Source organism: Flavobacterium sp. KBS0721, assembly GCF_002007065.3.
GTDB classification, from domain to species: Bacteria; Bacteroidota; Bacteroidia; order Flavobacteriales; family Flavobacteriaceae; genus Flavobacterium; species Flavobacterium piscis.
In genome coordinates this window covers 2,100,102-2,116,366 of the sequence record NZ_CP042170.1, presented here as the reverse complement: position 1 = coordinate 2,116,366, position 16,265 = coordinate 2,100,102, and the positions used below count along the sequence as shown (strand labels likewise).

General features: G+C 33.1%; 18 protein-coding genes and 1 tRNA gene. 10 read left to right on the top strand and 9 right to left on the bottom strand.

Going from position 1 to position 16,265, the window contains the following annotated elements; genetic code table 11:
• Positions 1–237 precede the first annotated feature (237 nt).
• Positions 238–936: a S24 family peptidase gene (locus B0M43_RS09335; protein ID WP_078008575.1), complete on the bottom strand. Its 699-nt coding sequence runs from the start codon at positions 934–936 to the stop codon at positions 238–240.
• A gap of 91 nt (positions 937–1,027) precedes the next feature.
• Here B0M43_RS09335 and B0M43_RS09330 point away from each other — a divergent pair, with 91 nt between their 5' ends.
• Both B0M43_RS09330 and B0M43_RS09325 read left to right on the top strand, forming a co-directional pair.
• A complete protein-coding gene (locus B0M43_RS09330) occupies positions 1,028–1,240 on the top strand; it encodes a hypothetical protein (RefSeq protein ID WP_078008576.1) in 213 nt (70 codons plus the stop codon).
• Positions 1,241–1,452: 212 nt separating this feature from the next.
• The gene (locus B0M43_RS09325; protein WP_123921844.1) at positions 1,453–2,121 is read left to right on the top strand and encodes a hypothetical protein; all 669 of its coding nucleotides are present in this window, start codon (positions 1,453–1,455) and stop codon (positions 2,119–2,121) included.
• A gap of 7 nt (positions 2,122–2,128) precedes the next feature.
• Here B0M43_RS09325 and B0M43_RS09320 read toward each other — a convergent pair whose 3' ends face one another.
• The 3 genes from B0M43_RS09320 to B0M43_RS09310 form a co-directional block, all read right to left on the bottom strand.
• On the bottom strand, positions 2,129–2,368 hold the full coding sequence (locus B0M43_RS09320) for a hypothetical protein (protein WP_078008578.1): 240 nt from the start codon (positions 2,366–2,368) through the stop codon (positions 2,129–2,131).
• A gap of 426 nt (positions 2,369–2,794) precedes the next feature.
• Positions 2,795–3,400, bottom strand: coding sequence for a YkgJ family cysteine cluster protein (locus tag B0M43_RS09315; RefSeq protein ID WP_078008579.1), 606 nt, complete (start codon positions 3,398–3,400; stop codon positions 2,795–2,797).
• Between the two features lie 223 nt (positions 3,401–3,623).
• Positions 3,624–4,043: a DoxX family membrane protein gene (locus B0M43_RS09310; protein ID WP_078008580.1), complete on the bottom strand. Its 420-nt coding sequence runs from the start codon at positions 4,041–4,043 to the stop codon at positions 3,624–3,626.
• A 266-nt stretch (positions 4,044–4,309) separates the two neighbouring features.
• On the opposite strand from B0M43_RS09310, the gene B0M43_RS09305 reads away from it, so the two are divergent.
• The 5 genes from B0M43_RS09305 to B0M43_RS09285 all read left to right on the top strand — a co-directional run bounded on the left by B0M43_RS09305 (position 4,310) and on the right by B0M43_RS09285 (position 9,787).
• On the top strand, positions 4,310–5,551 hold the full coding sequence (locus B0M43_RS09305) for a TMEM143 family protein (RefSeq protein ID WP_078008696.1): 1,242 nt from the start codon (positions 4,310–4,312) through the stop codon (positions 5,549–5,551).
• Positions 5,552–5,952: 401 nt separating this feature from the next.
• Positions 5,953–6,426 (top strand): DUF962 domain-containing protein, encoded by a 474-nt coding sequence (locus tag B0M43_RS09300; protein ID WP_078008582.1) that lies wholly within the window; start codon positions 5,953–5,955, stop codon positions 6,424–6,426.
• Positions 6,426–7,157 (top strand): hypothetical protein, encoded by a 732-nt coding sequence (locus tag B0M43_RS09295; protein ID WP_078008583.1) that lies wholly within the window; start codon positions 6,426–6,428, stop codon positions 7,155–7,157. The genes B0M43_RS09300 and B0M43_RS09295 overlap by 1 nt, the downstream gene beginning before the upstream one ends.
• A gap of 336 nt (positions 7,158–7,493) precedes the next feature.
• Positions 7,494–8,249: a hypothetical protein gene (locus B0M43_RS09290; protein ID WP_078008584.1), complete on the top strand. Its 756-nt coding sequence runs from the start codon at positions 7,494–7,496 to the stop codon at positions 8,247–8,249.
• A gap of 125 nt (positions 8,250–8,374) precedes the next feature.
• On the top strand, positions 8,375–9,787 hold the full coding sequence (locus B0M43_RS09285) for a PLP-dependent aminotransferase family protein (RefSeq protein WP_078008585.1): 1,413 nt from the start codon (positions 8,375–8,377) through the stop codon (positions 9,785–9,787).
• Positions 9,788–9,852: 65 nt separating this feature from the next.
• Here the strand turns inward: B0M43_RS09285 and B0M43_RS09280 are convergent, their stop codons facing one another.
• Entirely contained in the window at positions 9,853–10,116 is a 264-nt protein-coding gene (locus B0M43_RS09280) for a DUF2024 family protein (protein ID WP_065452180.1), read from the bottom strand.
• Between the two features lie 199 nt (positions 10,117–10,315).
• Between B0M43_RS09280 and B0M43_RS09275 the strand changes: the two genes are divergently transcribed.
• From B0M43_RS09275 to B0M43_RS09265, 3 genes are all read left to right on the top strand, one after another.
• Complete coding sequence (locus tag B0M43_RS09275) at positions 10,316–11,047, top strand: YggS family pyridoxal phosphate-dependent enzyme (protein ID WP_078008586.1); 732 nt, start codon at positions 10,316–10,318, stop codon at positions 11,045–11,047.
• A gap of 30 nt (positions 11,048–11,077) precedes the next feature.
• A complete protein-coding gene (locus B0M43_RS09270; protein WP_078008587.1) occupies positions 11,078–11,791 on the top strand; it encodes an AAA family ATPase in 714 nt (237 codons plus the stop codon).
• 132 nt (positions 11,792–11,923) lie between these two features.
• A complete protein-coding gene (locus B0M43_RS09265) occupies positions 11,924–12,109 on the top strand; it encodes a hypothetical protein (RefSeq protein ID WP_065452177.1) in 186 nt (61 codons plus the stop codon).
• Positions 12,110–12,155: 46 nt separating this feature from the next.
• Here B0M43_RS09265 and B0M43_RS09260 read toward each other — a convergent pair whose 3' ends face one another.
• From B0M43_RS09260 to ftsZ, 4 genes are all read right to left on the bottom strand, one after another.
• Positions 12,156–12,974: a hypothetical protein gene (locus B0M43_RS09260; RefSeq protein ID WP_078008588.1), complete on the bottom strand. Its 819-nt coding sequence runs from the start codon at positions 12,972–12,974 to the stop codon at positions 12,156–12,158.
• A 384-nt stretch (positions 12,975–13,358) separates the two neighbouring features.
• A tRNA-Arg gene (locus B0M43_RS09255) sits at positions 13,359–13,432 on the bottom strand.
• 78 nt (positions 13,433–13,510) lie between these two features.
• Entirely contained in the window at positions 13,511–13,960 is a 450-nt protein-coding gene (locus tag B0M43_RS09250) for a GatB/YqeY domain-containing protein (protein WP_065452175.1), read from the bottom strand.
• A gap of 199 nt (positions 13,961–14,159) precedes the next feature.
• The gene (gene ftsZ, locus B0M43_RS09245) at positions 14,160–16,262 is read right to left on the bottom strand and encodes a cell division protein FtsZ (protein WP_078008589.1); all 2,103 of its coding nucleotides are present in this window, start codon (positions 16,260–16,262) and stop codon (positions 14,160–14,162) included.
• Between the last annotated feature and the right edge of the window lie 3 nt (positions 16,263–16,265).

The following is a 16,265-nucleotide window of genomic DNA, read 5'->3' as shown; positions in this document are numbered from 1 at the left end:
ACTCCAAAAACAGGTATAAATACGTATAGCCACATCTTCTTTTAGGAATAATTTTGCAGTAAATAATTTTTACTTGAACTTGTAATTTCCATAACAGGGAAATTATTAAAATGATGACTTTTTTTTGGAACCTTAAAGTGAGATTTCTAATCGACGCCAACGATTAAAAGTCTCACTTTTTTTAATATTTTATTTCAGTAAAATTTTTAGAAATACACTACCTCAGCCGCTTAAATCTTAAAACTGCGAATTAACCCTAATTGAAGCTTTTACTAAAGCCAATGCCTTAATACTGCTAACAGGAAATTCTATAGTTTGATGATCGGGGTTTTGTGCTACCAACTGCACAAATGATTCCTGCTCTGATTGTTTTAAAAAACGGGTAAAAAAGAATTCATTACCATCATTGTTGATATAAACAAGATACATTTCGCCCCAAATAATATTCTTTTCATGATTATATACCTTTTTATAAACCACAATATCACCACTTTTTAGCAAAGGTGACATACTATCGCCTGTAACATATAGGGCACCATCGCATTCAGAAATTTTAGGTATCGAGATCGAGTCTACTGGATTTTGATATTCGTTGTTACCAAACAAGTCAATAATTCCGGAAGTGGTTTGAATACTATAAAGCGGAATATTTTGATTTTTAGCATCTTTCTGCGTTTTTTTGTAGCTTACTGATCCTTTTTCTTGTAAAACATCAAATTTCAGCATATTTCCTTCACCCGTCAAAAGCCATTCAATATTAATGTCAGAATGCTTACTTAAGATATTTTCTAATTTGTCGAGACCTATAGTTTTATTGTTTTTTAGCTGACTTGCAAAAGAGCCATTAGACATGCCAACTTCTTTCTCTAAGGCACTCACCTTAATTCCTTTATAATCAAGATAGTGTTTAATTCTCTGTAGTGTATTTTCTGCCATAAAGCATAGTTTTTAGAAAAAATCTTATATAAATTAGACTATTAAGAAATATCTTACTATATTTGTTACGTAATAAGAAACAAATTAAGCAATGGACAAACGTACGGAAAAAAACACAAAATATACTTACGATCCGAGCCTGATTAAGGCTTTGGTCGAAAAATATGGATATACTCCTTTTTACATTCGCCAATGTTTAAACCGTAATTCTAATAGTATTACTGCTGATATAATAAAGGCAGATTACAAAGAATTAGAAAAAAAACTAAAAGACATGATTCAAATTTTTAATAATAAAACATAAAAAAGAAAATAATACAATAATTCACCAGAACTAAAAAAAATGGTTTAAACTCTAATTATTAGTCTCATTTTTAAAGTTTCTTATTATAACTGCCTATTCACCGCTGCAAAGACATGCAAAGTGCACCTCCAATCACTAAGCTGTTTGCGGTGAATCTTTAAAAATAAAACTTTAAAATTTTTCGTTTAATGCAATCTTTTAACCTTGAAGAAATGAACACAAATTCATCCTTTTTTGTTTATACACTCCCAAAATCAAATTCGCTTGGACATTATGTAAAAAATAAAGACATCGTTTGTGGGCTTAAAAAAGTAATTGATACTTTCGAAAAAAATTTTGCAGGATATCAGTGCGGAAATACACAGCTAGAAATTTTCTTTAAAAAAGATAATGAACAAGAGTTAATACTGGCACAGCAAACGATTTCAAAAATGAATATTTTTCTGGGATTACCAGTACATAAATGGGAAAATTCAGGTAACGAATACATTAAGACTTCGATACGTTGGGAAAGTTCTTCTAAAAATATTTTAGATATTTTAGAATTTCTCAAAGTAAATAAAAATGAAGTTCTACCTCTGTTTCATTTTACTTTATTACAATTTTATCATTACGGTACAACAGTAACCGAGAATGCACAAATAAACTATATCATTGATTCCGGTAAATTGTTTGTAGACCTTTATATGATTCTGCCTTATTCATCAAACGAAGAAAGGATGTATCAAGTTATAGCCAGTTTGTATAAAGAGCTTCCTTTTAATCTAAATTCTAAAAATTTCAGACGCTTTGGCCTTAATAAAAACAGACGTGCATTTTGGAGACTGGATAGCGAAACACTACAACTTTTGGAATCGTATTTAGAAAATAAATCAGGATAGAGCTCATTTAAAGATTTTTGATAATGTAAATCAAAATCTCATCTTCTAATTCTTTAGATAAGTTTTCATGCCTGAGCTGATGCTGAAAATCCCTTTCTATTTTTTTTCGAAATTTTTCGGCATTTATTTTACTAATACAATAATCATCACAAATCAGTTTAAATCGATCGTCTACCAAATACATTATCTTAATAGATTCTATATATTCAGCAAATTTTGCGTTATACAATTCGTTAGGGAGCGACATAGAATGATTTTTTTTAAATTAAATAAAGTAAAATTAAAAACACTACAGGTTAAGCTACTTTACGGGGCAATTAAAAAAATGATTTGAAAATTCTTAAAAGTTAAGTTTTTCTTTCTTCTTCAATAAATTTCATTGCGATGAGTACTGTTACAGATCATTCTATTTTTTATAGATCATTTTCTTTATCAATTTTAGGCAGTATAAAGTATTATAAAATTATAAGGTTAAAAGGAAATAAATCAATTTTTAGTGACAAATTATGTTTCAAATTATAAAATGAAACGAGCTTTAATTATGCACCACGAACAAACACAATGGCAGTGTGATTTTAAGAAATTGAAAATATAAATTCTAAATTTTAAAATATAAAAAAATCAGAATGTATTCCAAATTTCTAATTTATCTGTTTTATAACTTTCCATAGAACTAAGCAATATTTCCAAGTCCGTCTGGTAGTGGCCTATAGGCATAGTAATGTAAAACTTCTTCGATTGCTATTTTGAGCGCCTGGTTTATGGGTACTAAAATAACACCCATTCTAAGGTCTATTTGTGCCAGTCGCATATAATAATCAGTAAAAATTGGAACATATTTCCCGTTATTAATAGCTTCTTCTGCTGCGATAAAATTTTCCTGTTGTTGTTCTTTTATAATTTTACAGGTAGCAAGACGTAGCTTTCCGTATTTATCAGTATTTGCCGCATAGCCAAAAAGTCGGCATACCAAGCCGCGGTAGCGATAATTGCCGCAATTGCCTTTATGTTCTAAAACAGAAAGCGGACGGTATATCAGACAATTATGAGTATTAGTCTGATTTAAAAGCGCTAAGGTTTCCTCGGCTTTGCCATTCAAAAACAAATGAAATGCCCAAGGCAAAAATTCCAGAGGCGAAGCATCAATATTAGGTGTCGTACAGCATTTGCCACAGCCCGCACTACAATACAAATGAGTTTCTGACTGAAAAGCAGCAATTTCAGTTTCAAGTCGCTCAAATAATGCTTCAACCTGTCTAACTTTGTCTTCTATCCCCATCCTTTTTTTGGTAAGGTAGGCTAATAGAAATGGCTCTGGCTATAATGATGATAGTATTGGGAAAAGAAATTCCAATTAAAAAATTCCAAATTCCAAAACAGAAAAAAATTCCAATCCAAAATCTTCAGGATAAATTCCAAATTCGAAAGTTTGCCTTCTTTAACTTTCTAAAAAAACCTTAGTCCCTTAGCAACTCAGCATCTTAGTATCTTTTCTAAAAACCTTAGCGTCTTAGTCCCTTAAAAAAATCTATTGCCCCAGTAGACCATAAAGCCCATAAAATTAAAACCGGCTGAAAAAATAATCTGATCAATCGCGCCTGATCTGTGTTCATGCCCAGAGCATCAATTCCGTTGAGATATTGTGCAATATTTCCCGGAAAAACCATTACATAAAAAATAGCCAGAAAAATTCCGAGTTTCACTTTATGATTGGTCATAAATACCAGGGCAAGTCCTATAGCCATTTCGACAATTCCGGAGAGTATCACAACCAGATCTTTATCCATCGGAACCCAATTAGGAACCTGCGCCTGAAAATCTTCCCGCTGGTAAGTAAAATGGCCAATGGCGGCCATAATCATAAAAATTCCTAAAAATATTCGAGCAAAATTCTGAGTTTTAGAAGTAGGTATATTTTCCATTTAGATATGTATTAGCGTATTTTTTTTTATTTTCAGTTTCAAATTCTTAAGTTATTCAACACCAGATCCTTTCAAATTTACGATAATATGTAGTGTATTATTTGCAAAATTCTGCCGGAATTGTTGTGTGATATCCATGTCATTACCGTCATTGAACCTTTCAAAAGAAAATAACTAAATTTTAATATAAAATGCGTTTAGAAATCAAATTTACGATGGTATTTTTGCGTTTTAGAAATACTCCTAAATTTAAGTCCAAAAAATGTATGAAGCGAGAACATTACATTCCCTTTAACAAGGAATTCTTACTCGAACAACAAATCGCCGCTTTCTCTGATGATCAAAAAAAAGTCGAAGATTTCAAAAAATTATTTGATATCATAGAACACTATTTTCATTATGAAGCCTTTAATCTCAACCGAAACCTAAAGCAAAACTACGCCTTATTCGATCCGGATTTAAGTCTCAAAGAACGTCAGGCATTTTTAGGCAAAAGTGATTTTTCTGTTTTCAAACAAACCCTTCTAAAAGTTTTAGACCAGGGTAACTATCGCCGTATTGATCAGGAAACTTTGGACAAAGCCTTTAAGGATTCGGATTTAATAGGCCTGAATCTTTCCATAGATTTTAATGCTTTCAAAGATTACGAATTGTACGTTCGCGGTCATCATCAGGCAAAAGAAAAAGTAAAAAAATATATCTTCTGGAAAAAAGAAATCGAAATCGAATACTACGATCGTGTACTTATTTACCTTAACTATAACGAGAAAGAATATCTAAGCGAAAACAAAGTCAAATTGGGTAAAATGCCTATTGATCCCGGAACAATCGCCTTAAAAATCTTTAAGCGTGTTCCTAAAAACGATCTCGAAACGATTTTTCCCAATGCCATTCCAAGAATGTCTACAAAGGATAAATTGTTCTTTTGGGTTCCGGGAATTGGCGGCGGAATTTCGTTATTAAGTACCACCGTAATTCCAGCCTTAATTGGTATGTATGCAGCATATCAATCCGGCGAAACGATTGATTTACTCAACAGCAAAGCTTCGCTAAATCAGGGTTTAATTGCTCTTGGCGTTTTGTCCTTATATCTGTTTCGCCAGTACAGCAATTTTGTAAACAAGAAAATCAAATACTCAAAAATACTTTCAGACAGTCTTTATTTTAAGAATCTCGGGAACAACAGCGGCGCCTTTTATTCGCTATTAAATTCATCCGAAGAAGAAGTACTCAAAGAAACCATTTTGGCCTATACTTTTTTATACCAAAGCGAAAAACCTTTAACCGCAGAAGAACTCGACAACCAAATAGAATCCTGGTTCTCGACAAAGCTCAACACCGATCTTGATTTTAATGTAAAAGATGCTTTACTGAAACTAAAAAACATAGGCCTTGGCATAGAAACCAACGGAAAATGGCATGTGATTCCGCTAGACAAAGCTCTTATTACGATCGATGAATTGTGGGATAATGTTTTTGAATATGCCAATACGCCTGTCAATATTTAGGAGCTAATCCTGCTATCCACTTGTATCTTTTATGGTGAACCCCAACATAAAAGGATACCGCTTCTATCAGGGCTAGGGCACTCGTTTTCATGATAAATTCCCGCAATCTTTGTCGAGCTTCTTGTAAGATCCTTCCTGCGTCAAGGATGAACAAAACAAAAAATCTGTGTAAATCCGCGTTTTTGCGAAGCAAATCCGTATCATCCGCGTGCTATGACAAAGATTGTCGAGCTTCTTGTGTGATCCTTCCTGCGTGAGTGAACTTCGTTTGAAACGGATAGCGGGATTAGCTCCTGAAAACTCACGAATAATGGCTTTATTATTTTTAAGTCAAATTCATAAATCGATCAACCAAAAAGAAATTTCATTAGATTTACGCAACTAACCTCAAAACCAAAACAATGAGAACATTACAACAATGGTTTGATGAATATGCCGTAAGTCATCAAAATCCAAAAAACAAAGCGATACATTTTATATGTGTTCCTGCGATTTACTTTTCTATAGTGGGATTGTTAATGAGTATTCCGAGTAGTTTTATTGCCAATACACTAAAACTAAATGCACCTATTATCGAAAATTGGGCTGCTGTAGTGCTCATTTTTGTACTCATTTTCTATATTCGCTTATCGGTTTCTATGGCTTTTAAAATTGCTATTTTATCAGCAATATGTTTGGTCGTAAATTATTATATAGGCCAATTTGTTGCTTTATGGATGTTTTCGATAGGCGTTTTTGTGATCGCATGGATTGGTCAATTTTACGGACATAATATCGAAGGCAAAAAACCATCATTCTTAAAAGATCTTCAGTTCCTGATGATTGGTCCGGCTTGGGTTGTTGAAAATTTATTTTCTAAAAAAGCGAACCAATAATGACAAAATCAATACTTCTGGTCTTATTACTTTTGATAGCAAGCTGTGCTCAAAAAAGCAAAGAACAAACCTCGCTTCTTTCTAAAAAAGCTACCGCAAAAAAAGAAATTATTAAACCTGAAACCAAAAGAGATTCTACTAAAACTGTTTTAGAAGAAACCTTTACAGATAGTACTCAGGTTGGAATCAAGGGAAAATTTAAATTAACCGTTGACCAATTTAGATCTGATGACAGCACTTATGTTGCAATTCATCTTTTCGAAAAAAGAAACAGCAAATGGCAGATCAAACAAAAACTGGAATACCTGAAAGATGGCATAACAAATTGTGATCCTGAACTTGCAGATTTCAATAACGACGGATTTAATGATCTTACTTTTCAATCTTCAGTTGCTGCAAGAGGCGCGAATGAAATAAGAAAACTGCTCATTTTTGATCCGTCAAAAAAGGAATTTATTCTGATGAAAAACTCCGATCATTATCCTAACTTACAATATAACGAACTTTTAAACTGTGTTGATGCCTGGTTGGTTTATGGCGGAAGTTCAACCGTATTTTTAAAAATAGAAAAAGATAGTTTAAGAGAGTTTGCCGGCGTTTCCTTAGAGGAGAACCAACGTGAAATTTATATCATTGACAAAAAAGGAAACAGAAAAACGCTAAAAAAAGAATACGTAAAGGATTTAGAAGTTCATACAAGATATCAGAATTATAATCCTTTAAGTGAGTAGTAATTCAAAATAGGGTTTTAATTACTATAAAAATCCCTTTTATCAATAGATTTTATTAATAAGGACTTGGACTTCGCTTCACTCTGACAATATTTACAATGATTTTTACGCAATCTTTTCTTTAAACTTTGCGTCTTAGCGCCTTTGCGAGATTAATTTATTTTTTTAAAAGCTTCACTAAATGGTATTGCCCAAAGCTTCGGGCGCAGGATTAGCTCCTGAAAAAAAAATTACTTTATCAAAGAAATCGCAATGAAAAAACATACTTTTCATCTTTTACGTTCCTTTACAATTTTAAATTAACTTTATCATTGTCAAATCAATACATCAAAAAAAATGAAAATTGATATCAATAATGAAATTAAAATTGAAAGTTATGATGTTTTCACATACAGAAGAATCAGGCGCGCCATTGGCTATCTTGGTATAAGTCTTCCGATACTTTTAGTGGGGCTATCTTTGATTTCTTACTTTCAAACTCCCATTCAGCCTTCTATCAGTCATTACTATTATACTCATTTACGAGAGTTTTTTACCGGAACTTTATGTGCTGTTGGTTTATTTTTAATTCGATATAAAGGTCATGGAAATGTTTCGATTTGGAAAAACGATAATTTACTCACAAATATTGCCGGAATCATGGCTTTGGGCGTTGCTTTTTTCCCTACCAATCCTGAAAAACAGGAGATAAACCCAAAAATTTACACGCTCATTTCTTCTAATCAGGAATGGCTCGGCTGGCTTCATTATGGTTTTGCTGCTCTTTTATTCCTCATAATGGCCTTACTCGCCATTAATGTTTTTACGATAGGACAAAAAAACGAAACCAGAACTCCAAAAAGCATCCTGAACGAAAATAATATTTACAGAACTTGTGGTTATTCAATTATCCTATTTGTTGTTTTGGTACCCATATCTGAGAAACTAGAGCGATTTGAATATTCGACTTTGGTTCTCGAAGCATTATCTCTCTTTGCTTTCGGGATTGCCTGGTTAATAAAAGGGCGTGCATTAGGAGATAGTGGTATGACGGGTGAAATGCTTTATCAGGAAAAGAATGCCATTGATACTGAAAAAATATTGGAAGAATAAAATCGTTGGCAATGAATTAAAAAATAGATCTTTTTCATGTATTAATCAGATTTTATTTGCTTCACAAAAAAACCTAACTTTGGTCTATTAATATAATATAGTTTTAATATAAAAAACTAGTCCAGATGTTACGACCTTGGTCATTGGAAATTCAGTTAGACAAAAAATCGAATACGGCACTTTATCTGCAAATTGCCGATGCGATCATCAATGCTATAAAATCAGGCAAATTATCCAGTGGCAATGCTTTGCCAGGAAGCAGGCAGTTAGCGGTTTTACTTCATGTAAATCGCAACACCGTAATTGAAGCCCTTGATATTTTGACTGCCGAAGGATGGCTGATTACAATGGATCGAAAAGGAACCTTTGTGGCTGATGTATTACCTGAAAGTGGACTCGAAAAAAAACAGCAACAAAAAGCAAATACAACTGAGGAAGAGATAAAACCGCATCTTGTTTTTGATGACGGTCTCCCTGATAGCCGCCTTGCTCCTATGACAGATCTGGCGCGTGCTTACAGAGAAATATTCAACAGGAAATCGCGTTGGCAAATCATGGGCTACAGCAATGAATTTGGGAATACTGAATTTAGAAAAGCAATTGCCCAAATGCTGAATTTTAAAAGAGGAATGAATATTTCACTCGATCAAATTTGTATTACGCGCGGCAGCCAAATGGCAATGTATTTGGCAGCACATTCTTTATTCTCGAAAGGAGACTTTGTTATGATCGAAAATCCGGGTTATCAGCCGGCATGGAAAGCTTTTGAAAATGCCGGCGCAGCTTTACTGCCGGTAAGCATTACTCCGGATGGTTTGAATTTGGAAGAAGTCGAAGAATACCTGAAAAAATATAACGCTATAAAAGCCATATACGTTACGCCTCACCATCAATTTCCGACGACGGTAACAATGAGCCTTAAAAAAAGATTAAAGCTTATCGAATTATCCAATAAATACGGTTTTACGATTATCGAGGACGATTATGATCATGAATTTCATTTTGGTCAGCGCCCAATTTTACCTATTTCGAGTTATGAAAGTGCACAAAACTTTATTTACATTGGCACTTTAAGCAAAATTGTAGCTCCGGCATTGCGAATTGGTTATTTGGTAAGTACGCCTGAAAGAATTGAGAAGGTAGGAGAACATCGAAAAATAATCGATGTGCAAGGTGATAATATTATGGAAGAAGCGGTATTGCATCTTATCAATGAAGGCATCATCAAAAGGCATCTTAAAAAAACTAACTTGATTTATAAAGCAAAAAGAGATTATTTTGAAAGTCTCTGTAAACAGCATCTCAAAGATAAAATTACTTTTACTAAACCAGAAGGAGGCTTGGCTTTTTGGATAGTTCCAAATGCTACAATTGACTTACCGTTTGTTTGCCAGCAATTATTGGCTAAAGGCATTAAAATTATGAATCCTGAAAATTTTAGTTGTACCAATTCTGCCTCCGGATTTAGATTAGGTTATGCATCGCTGACAGAACAACAAATGGAACAGGGAATTATAGCACTTTCAGAGTACTTATAAAAAAGACTGAAAAAGTAAAAACACTTTCAGTCTATCATCACTTCTGTTCTATTTTGGCAGAATAATTAATTGCAATTTTCCATTTCGATAATAGAAAAACCATTTTTACGAATTTGGTTTTCTACTTCGGCAGGAGCTTTATCTATGTGGCAAAACCTGCATTCTTTTGAAGTTAAAGGCTGACCTTCTTGCGAAACTGTTTTTAAATAACTTTTACCAAATTCAAAAATTGCATTTGCATCATTTGTATTCTCATCTACCAGAATATCAAAATGCATAATTTTTCCGTCTTTTCGGGTTACATAAGTATCCCATACTGCTACTTTCATATTATATACTATTAAATAATTGATGTTTTTTGATAGAACAAATTTACTGCTGTTACTAAGATGCTGCATCATCCAGTTTTCGTATTTATTACCTATTACTGGTCTGGTTATAATTTTAAAAACAAAATAAAAACTGGACTACTTTAAATACAAAAAACTGGATCGCAGCTTTAATCGGGGCAAATCTTAATTTTGCCAAATGAAAGAGATGATAATTTCCAATTTAAAAGAGGTTCATGATCGAATCGAAGCTACGTGTAAACTTTCAGGCAGGAATCCTCTTGACGTACAATTATTACTGGCTACCAAAACGGTTCCTGCAGATAAAATCAGGATTGCAATCGAAGCCGGTGAAAATTTAATTGGTGAAAACAAAATGCAGGAATTACGGGATAAAGATCCTAACTTAAAAGAATTAAACATAGAACGCCATTTTATTGGTCATCTTCAAACCAACAAAATAAAAGATGTCTTAAAATATGTTTCTTGTATACAATCACTTGACCGACTGAATCTTGCACAGGAACTCGACAAACAATTACAAAAAGAACGAAGAAATTTGGATGTTTTTATACAAGTGAATACTTCATTCGAAGAAAGTAAATTTGGGCTTAAACCTGATGAAGTAATTTCTTTTATTCGTGAAATGAACCATTACGGGACTTTAAAAATAAAAGGTTTGATGACGATTGGTTTATTAGATGTCGAAAAAGAAAAAATGCAGCCTTCGTTAAGATTACTCCGAGAAATCAGGGATGAAATTTATAAAGCAAAAATAGAAGGAATAAGCGAACTAAAACTTTCTATGGGAATGTCGCAGGATTTGGAAATGGCTATTGCCGAAGGATCTAATATGGTGAGAATTGGCACTTCGATTTTTGGAAACCGATTTTTAGGAAAAGAGATATGGAATGAAAATATTGCAGAATAAAATCTAATTTTGCATCAAATAAAAATTGAGATGAATCTATACGAACTTACCGTAAACGATACCGAAAAAATAGCTTTAGCCGATTTACTTTTTAGCGAAGAAAACAAAGCCGCCTTACATCAAACCATCAAAGAGCATCAATATCTTGACGAATTAAAAAAGTATAATCTTAAAGTAGATAACAAAATATTACTTCATGGTCATTCCGGCTGTGGCAAAACAACCACGGCAAAAGCTATTGCGACTGCTTTAAACAAAAATATCGTAATCATCAATCTAAGTACTTTAATCAATGCGCGAATTGGTGAAACTTCAAAAAATGTAAAAGCAATTTTCGATAAAGCGATTAGAGAAAAGGCTGTATTATTTTTAGACGAGTTCGACCAGATTGGTAAAAGCCGTGACAGCGATGATAAAGACGTTGGCGAAATGAGACGCCTGGTAAACACAATTATTCAGTTGATTGATTATTTACCCGCTGATAGTTTGCTCATTTGTGCTACCAATCATTACCACACTATTGACACCGCTTTATTGCGACGATTTCAATTGCGCTTACAATTCGAAATGCCCAACGAAAGCGAATTAGATCTTTATTACGATAAATTACTAGCAAACTTCCCTACCCATTTACAAGATATTCCGCGTAAATATTCCATCTCTTATGCTGAGGCAAAAGATTATGTTCATACTATAATGAAAAAGCAAATTATTGCAGAATTGGAAGTGCAGAAGTTGTTGTAATTTCCCAAAAAATCAGTATAACTATATTTACAGTATTTTCACTAAATTTATTGCAACGAATTAATTGCAACGAATTAATTGTGAAAAAGTTGTAACAGAAATATATTGATCTAATTGTAAAACATTAATAAAATGGAAAATAAAAAATCATTATCGTTTCCTTTGATGGTTGTTGTAATCATTTTAGGAGTAACATTATATAAACAGTTTGACTTTGAAAGCCTAAAATTTGAGAAACCAGCACTTGCAGTTCTTTATATAATTGTTTTTCTTGCAGCACTTTACTTTCTGGTAAAAAAGCCAAAGAAAAGCTCTTAAAAATCAAAAAAACCATCACCTCCTTATTAATATTCAATTTTTTGTACTAATTATGCAATTGGTTTTTAAGAGCGTACAATTTATTTCTAAGATTTTTCAATAGTAAAGGATCTGAAGCTTTGCTACTTACCTCAGTTAAAAATATTGTTTTTCCAATAGTCATTTTTAGCGCATGTCCTTGTTTATTAAAGAGCTCAGAAATTAGTTTTGAAGTTTGCAGCATAGGATGAATTGACTTTAGCATACTAAAGAAAAAACCATTATTTCCATGAAAATAGATAGGTAGAATAGGCACATTTGCTTTACTAATAACCTTGCCTACTACAGGATGCCACTCCGGATCTGTGATCTCACTTGTCTTAAAATCATAAGATGAAACTTCTCCCGCAGGAAAAATTGCAACAGGAATACCTTCACTTAATGCTTTCAGTGTCATTTTTAATCCCGTAATGCTCGCAGAATTTTGTACATTCTCAAATGGATTAACAGCAATAATACATTTTGCAAGATTTGGAATTTCCTTTAATAAAAAATTACCCATATACATAGTATCAGGACGTCTTTTAGCAATTGTACTTAATAAAGCTAACGATTCGATACCGCCATAAGGATGATTTGCAATAACAATAAAAGCACCTTCGCCAGGAATGTTTAGTAATTCTGTATCATCAAATTGGACCTTGACTCCAATTCTATTTAAAACGTAATTAGCAAAATCTGCGCCCTCAAGATCACCTCCCTCTTTTACAATAGTATTTAAATTATTAATTTTCATTACTTTCATTAAATAAGAGCTTAATCCGGGAATAGGAATTTTAGAAAGGCCGGCAGCTTCAGAAAATTTTTCTTTGGATATTAATGTCATATGTTATTACGATTAAGGTTGAGTCCAAAAACTAATAAAAACCCTAAAAGGAATTGGCACTAGTAATGATTATAATTTATTAAGGAAATTTTGTTTATTTATAACTTTAAAATTCCAACACGAATTTTGATTTATGAAAAGGAAAACTATTCGATAATCCAGATATTCTTTATTACAGTTGCGGGTAAAGATACTCGATTTTACATGCGAACATAGAATATGGAAATAAAACAACTATAAAAACCACAAATTTTAAAAATAGCTTAACATTAAACTATTTTTTAAATATTAAGCTTAACAAATATCAAAGTAATAATCGAACCAAATTTATTGAACAAAAAAGCCTGCAAAATATAAATTTTGCAGGCTTTTATTATTATTTAGTGACCACGGAGGGGTTCGAACCCCCAACCCTCAGAGCCGAAATCTGATATTCTATCCAGTTGAACTACGTGGTCTTTTGATTGCAGATTGTTGAGTTTAGATTTTAGATTATTGAATGAAATCTAAAATCTGAACTCTAAAATCTAATATTTTTAAACTAATAATTTCTTAACGATTGCAGAAATAGTTTTTCCTTCAGCAGTTCCACCTAATTGTGCAGAAGCTAATCCCATAACTTTACCCATTGAAGCAATTCCTGAAGCTCCGGTTTCAGCGATAATTTTGGCAATTACAGCTTCTACTTCTTCTTCACTTAATTGTGCAGGTAAAAATTTCTCGATTACAGCAACCTGAGCCAATTCCGGCTCTGCTAAATCAGGACGGTTTTGCTCTGTAAAAATACGAGCACTTTCTTTACGGGTTTTAACTAATCTCTGAAGTAATTTAACTTCATCGTCTTCTGTTAATTCTTCTTTAGATCCTGATGCTGTTGCAGCTAATAACATTTCAGATTTAATAGCTCTTAATGCCTCTAATGCCACTGTATCTTTTGCTCTCATGGCGGTTTTAATCTCGTCCATGATTAATGCTTGTAAACTCATCTTATTTTTTATTTAAATAGGTACTAACCTATAATTGATATATTTGAAAGTTGTTCCCGACCAACGCCTGAACTGACAACAAAATTAACTTTAAAAGTTAAGTAAAGAAGTCAAATTTTAAATTCTGTGCGAAGATAAAAAAAATAACCCGAAAATTAAATCCAATTTTCGGGCTATCTTAATTATTAGGATTATAAACTTAATCTACGTTGTCGTGCAAAAATGAATTGTTTGAACGCAACTGCAAATCGTTGTTACTATCTGTTCCAACTGATATTCTCGAATTGTTATTATTTGATTGATTATTTGATAAATCGATACCTAATCTTTTATAAGCAGGCTCCTTTTCAAGTTCATCAATTCTGGAAACATTATTATGGAATTTATAATTAAATTCTTTTAGTTTCTTTCTTCTTTCTTCAGCTCTCAAACGTAAAGTTTCCTCAATTGTCAATTCCATCGGAGAAACCTCTGAAGTTGTTGTAAAATGAGCTTCACTTGCAAAATCATTTTTTTGCTTCATAGTGATATTTAATTCCGCAGGAATTACATCTTCTACCACTTTATCCACAGGTTTTGATGCTACTAACTCATTTTCAACCTCCATATACTCTTCCAAAGAATATTTGATGATTCCTTTTTCTGAGAGTTCTGTTACCGGAACAAACTGAACCGGATCATTTACTTTTATGTTACGGGTCTCATTCGATAATTCGAATAAAATTTTATTTTCCTGTTCTGCAACCGGTTCTTTTTTAACTTCTGGCTCTGATCTAAAAAGAGGTAAATCGAATGAGAAAGTGGTTTGCTCTTCTCTTTCAAAAGTTCTTTGTTGAACTTGCTGAACTGGTTTTACATCCTGAAAAGTTTGAGTCTCAGGAGTCGTAATAGTAAAATCAATATCTGTAATAGGTGAAACAATTTCGAAAGTTACGTCAAGGTTTTTGATAAACTCAGACATCACCACTAATTCTTCCTTATTCATCGATGGATTGCTTGTTGCATTCGTTGATGGATTACCTACAACATTCATTGGTGGATTACCTGCAACATTCATTGACGGAGTAACAGCAACTGGTGCAACTTCAATTGGAGCAACTTCAACTGGAGCAACATGCGTAGCTGTAAATGGCATTTCAGTATCTTCATCATCCATTAAATCAAAAACAATTTTCTCTTCAGATTTTGCAGTAGGTGTTTCTGCATTTACATCAAAAGAAGTAACTGATTTATTGCTTAAATTATGAACACTTCTTTGCTCATCTTCCAGCGTATGAATAATTTTTTTAGGCTCTGTATTTACAATTTCATTTTGTTGTTCAACATCAAAACCTGTTGCAATAATAGTCACGGCAATAGCATCACCAAGAGTTTCGTCTTCACCAACTCCCATGATAATATTAGCATTATGACCTGCTTCTACCTGAATGTGATCATTGATTTCTCCAATCTCATCCAATGTAATTTCGTTTGATCCAGAAACGATAAGCAACAATACGTTTTTGGCTCCTGTAATTTTGTTGTCGTTTAACAACGGAGAATCTAATGCTGAAACAATAGCTTCTTTGGCTCTGTTTTCACCCGCTGCAACAGAAGATCCCATGATAGCTGTTCCGCTGTTTGATAAAACAGTTTTAGCATCACGTAAATCGATATTTTGAGTATAGTGGTGCGTAATTACTTCAGCAATACCTCTTGAGGCTGTTGCCAAAACTTCATCCGCTTTAGAAAATCCTGCTTTAAAACCAAGATTTCCGTATACTTCTCTTAATTTATTATTATTAATTACAATTAGCGAATCGACTTGCTTGCGCAATTTTTCGATTCCTAAAAGCGCTTGTTCCTGACGCACTTTTCCTTCAAACTGAAAAGGAATAGTAACGATACCAACGGTAAGTATTTCTCTTTCTTTGGCCAATTGAGCAATTACCGGAGCTGCACCAGTACCTGTACCACCACCCATACCAGCGGTAATAAATACCATTTTAGTACCACGGTCTAACATTTTCTCGATATCAGCGATACTTTCAATAGCAGATTGCTGTCCTACATCAGGATTTGCTCCTGCTCCAAGACCTTCTGTTAAGTTCATACCTAACTGAATTTTGTTGGGTACCGAACTGTTTTGTAGTGCCTGTGAATCAGTATTACAAACGATGAAATCAACGCCTTTAATACCTTGTTTAAACATATGGTTGATAGCATTACTACCACCTCCACCTACACCTATTACTTTGATAACATTTGATTGGTTTTTTGGTAAATCAAATGAAATACTTCCAAATTCTGAGTTGCTCATCATCTT

Coding starts and splice junctions, on each gene's coding strand:
- B0M43_RS09325 (WP_123921844.1), top strand. CDS start 1,453: ATGAACACAAATTCATCCTTTTTTGTTTATACACTCCCAAAATCAAAT.
- B0M43_RS09285 (WP_078008585.1), top strand. CDS start 8,375: ATGTTACGACCTTGGTCATTGGAAATTCAGTTAGACAAAAAATCGAAT.
- B0M43_RS09250 (WP_065452175.1), bottom strand. CDS start 13,960: ATGAGTTTACAAGCATTAATCATGGACGAGATTAAAACCGCCATGAGA.
- B0M43_RS09280 (WP_065452180.1), bottom strand. CDS start 10,116: ATGAAAGTAGCAGTATGGGATACTTATGTAACCCGAAAAGACGGAAAA.
- B0M43_RS09290 (WP_078008584.1), top strand. CDS start 7,494: ATGAAAATTGATATCAATAATGAAATTAAAATTGAAAGTTATGATGTT.
- B0M43_RS09265 (WP_065452177.1), top strand. CDS start 11,924: ATGGAAAATAAAAAATCATTATCGTTTCCTTTGATGGTTGTTGTAATC.
- B0M43_RS09275 (WP_078008586.1), top strand. CDS start 10,316: ATGAAAGAGATGATAATTTCCAATTTAAAAGAGGTTCATGATCGAATC.
- B0M43_RS09300 (WP_078008582.1), top strand. CDS start 5,953: ATGAGAACATTACAACAATGGTTTGATGAATATGCCGTAAGTCATCAA.
- B0M43_RS09310 (WP_078008580.1), bottom strand. CDS start 4,043: ATGGAAAATATACCTACTTCTAAAACTCAGAATTTTGCTCGAATATTT.
- B0M43_RS09335 (WP_078008575.1), bottom strand. CDS start 936: ATGGCAGAAAATACACTACAGAGAATTAAACACTATCTTGATTATAAA.
- B0M43_RS09330 (WP_078008576.1), top strand. CDS start 1,028: ATGGACAAACGTACGGAAAAAAACACAAAATATACTTACGATCCGAGC.
- B0M43_RS09260 (WP_078008588.1), bottom strand. CDS start 12,974: ATGACATTAATATCCAAAGAAAAATTTTCTGAAGCTGCCGGCCTTTCT.
- B0M43_RS09270 (WP_078008587.1), top strand. CDS start 11,078: ATGAATCTATACGAACTTACCGTAAACGATACCGAAAAAATAGCTTTA.
- B0M43_RS09295 (WP_078008583.1), top strand. CDS start 6,426: ATGACAAAATCAATACTTCTGGTCTTATTACTTTTGATAGCAAGCTGT.
- B0M43_RS09320 (WP_078008578.1), bottom strand. CDS start 2,368: ATGTCGCTCCCTAACGAATTGTATAACGCAAAATTTGCTGAATATATA.
- ftsZ (WP_078008589.1), bottom strand. CDS start 16,262: ATGATGAGCAACTCAGAATTTGGAAGTATTTCATTTGATTTACCAAAA.
- B0M43_RS09305 (WP_078008696.1), top strand. CDS start 4,310: ATGAAGCGAGAACATTACATTCCCTTTAACAAGGAATTCTTACTCGAA.
- B0M43_RS09315 (WP_078008579.1), bottom strand. CDS start 3,400: ATGGGGATAGAAGACAAAGTTAGACAGGTTGAAGCATTATTTGAGCGA.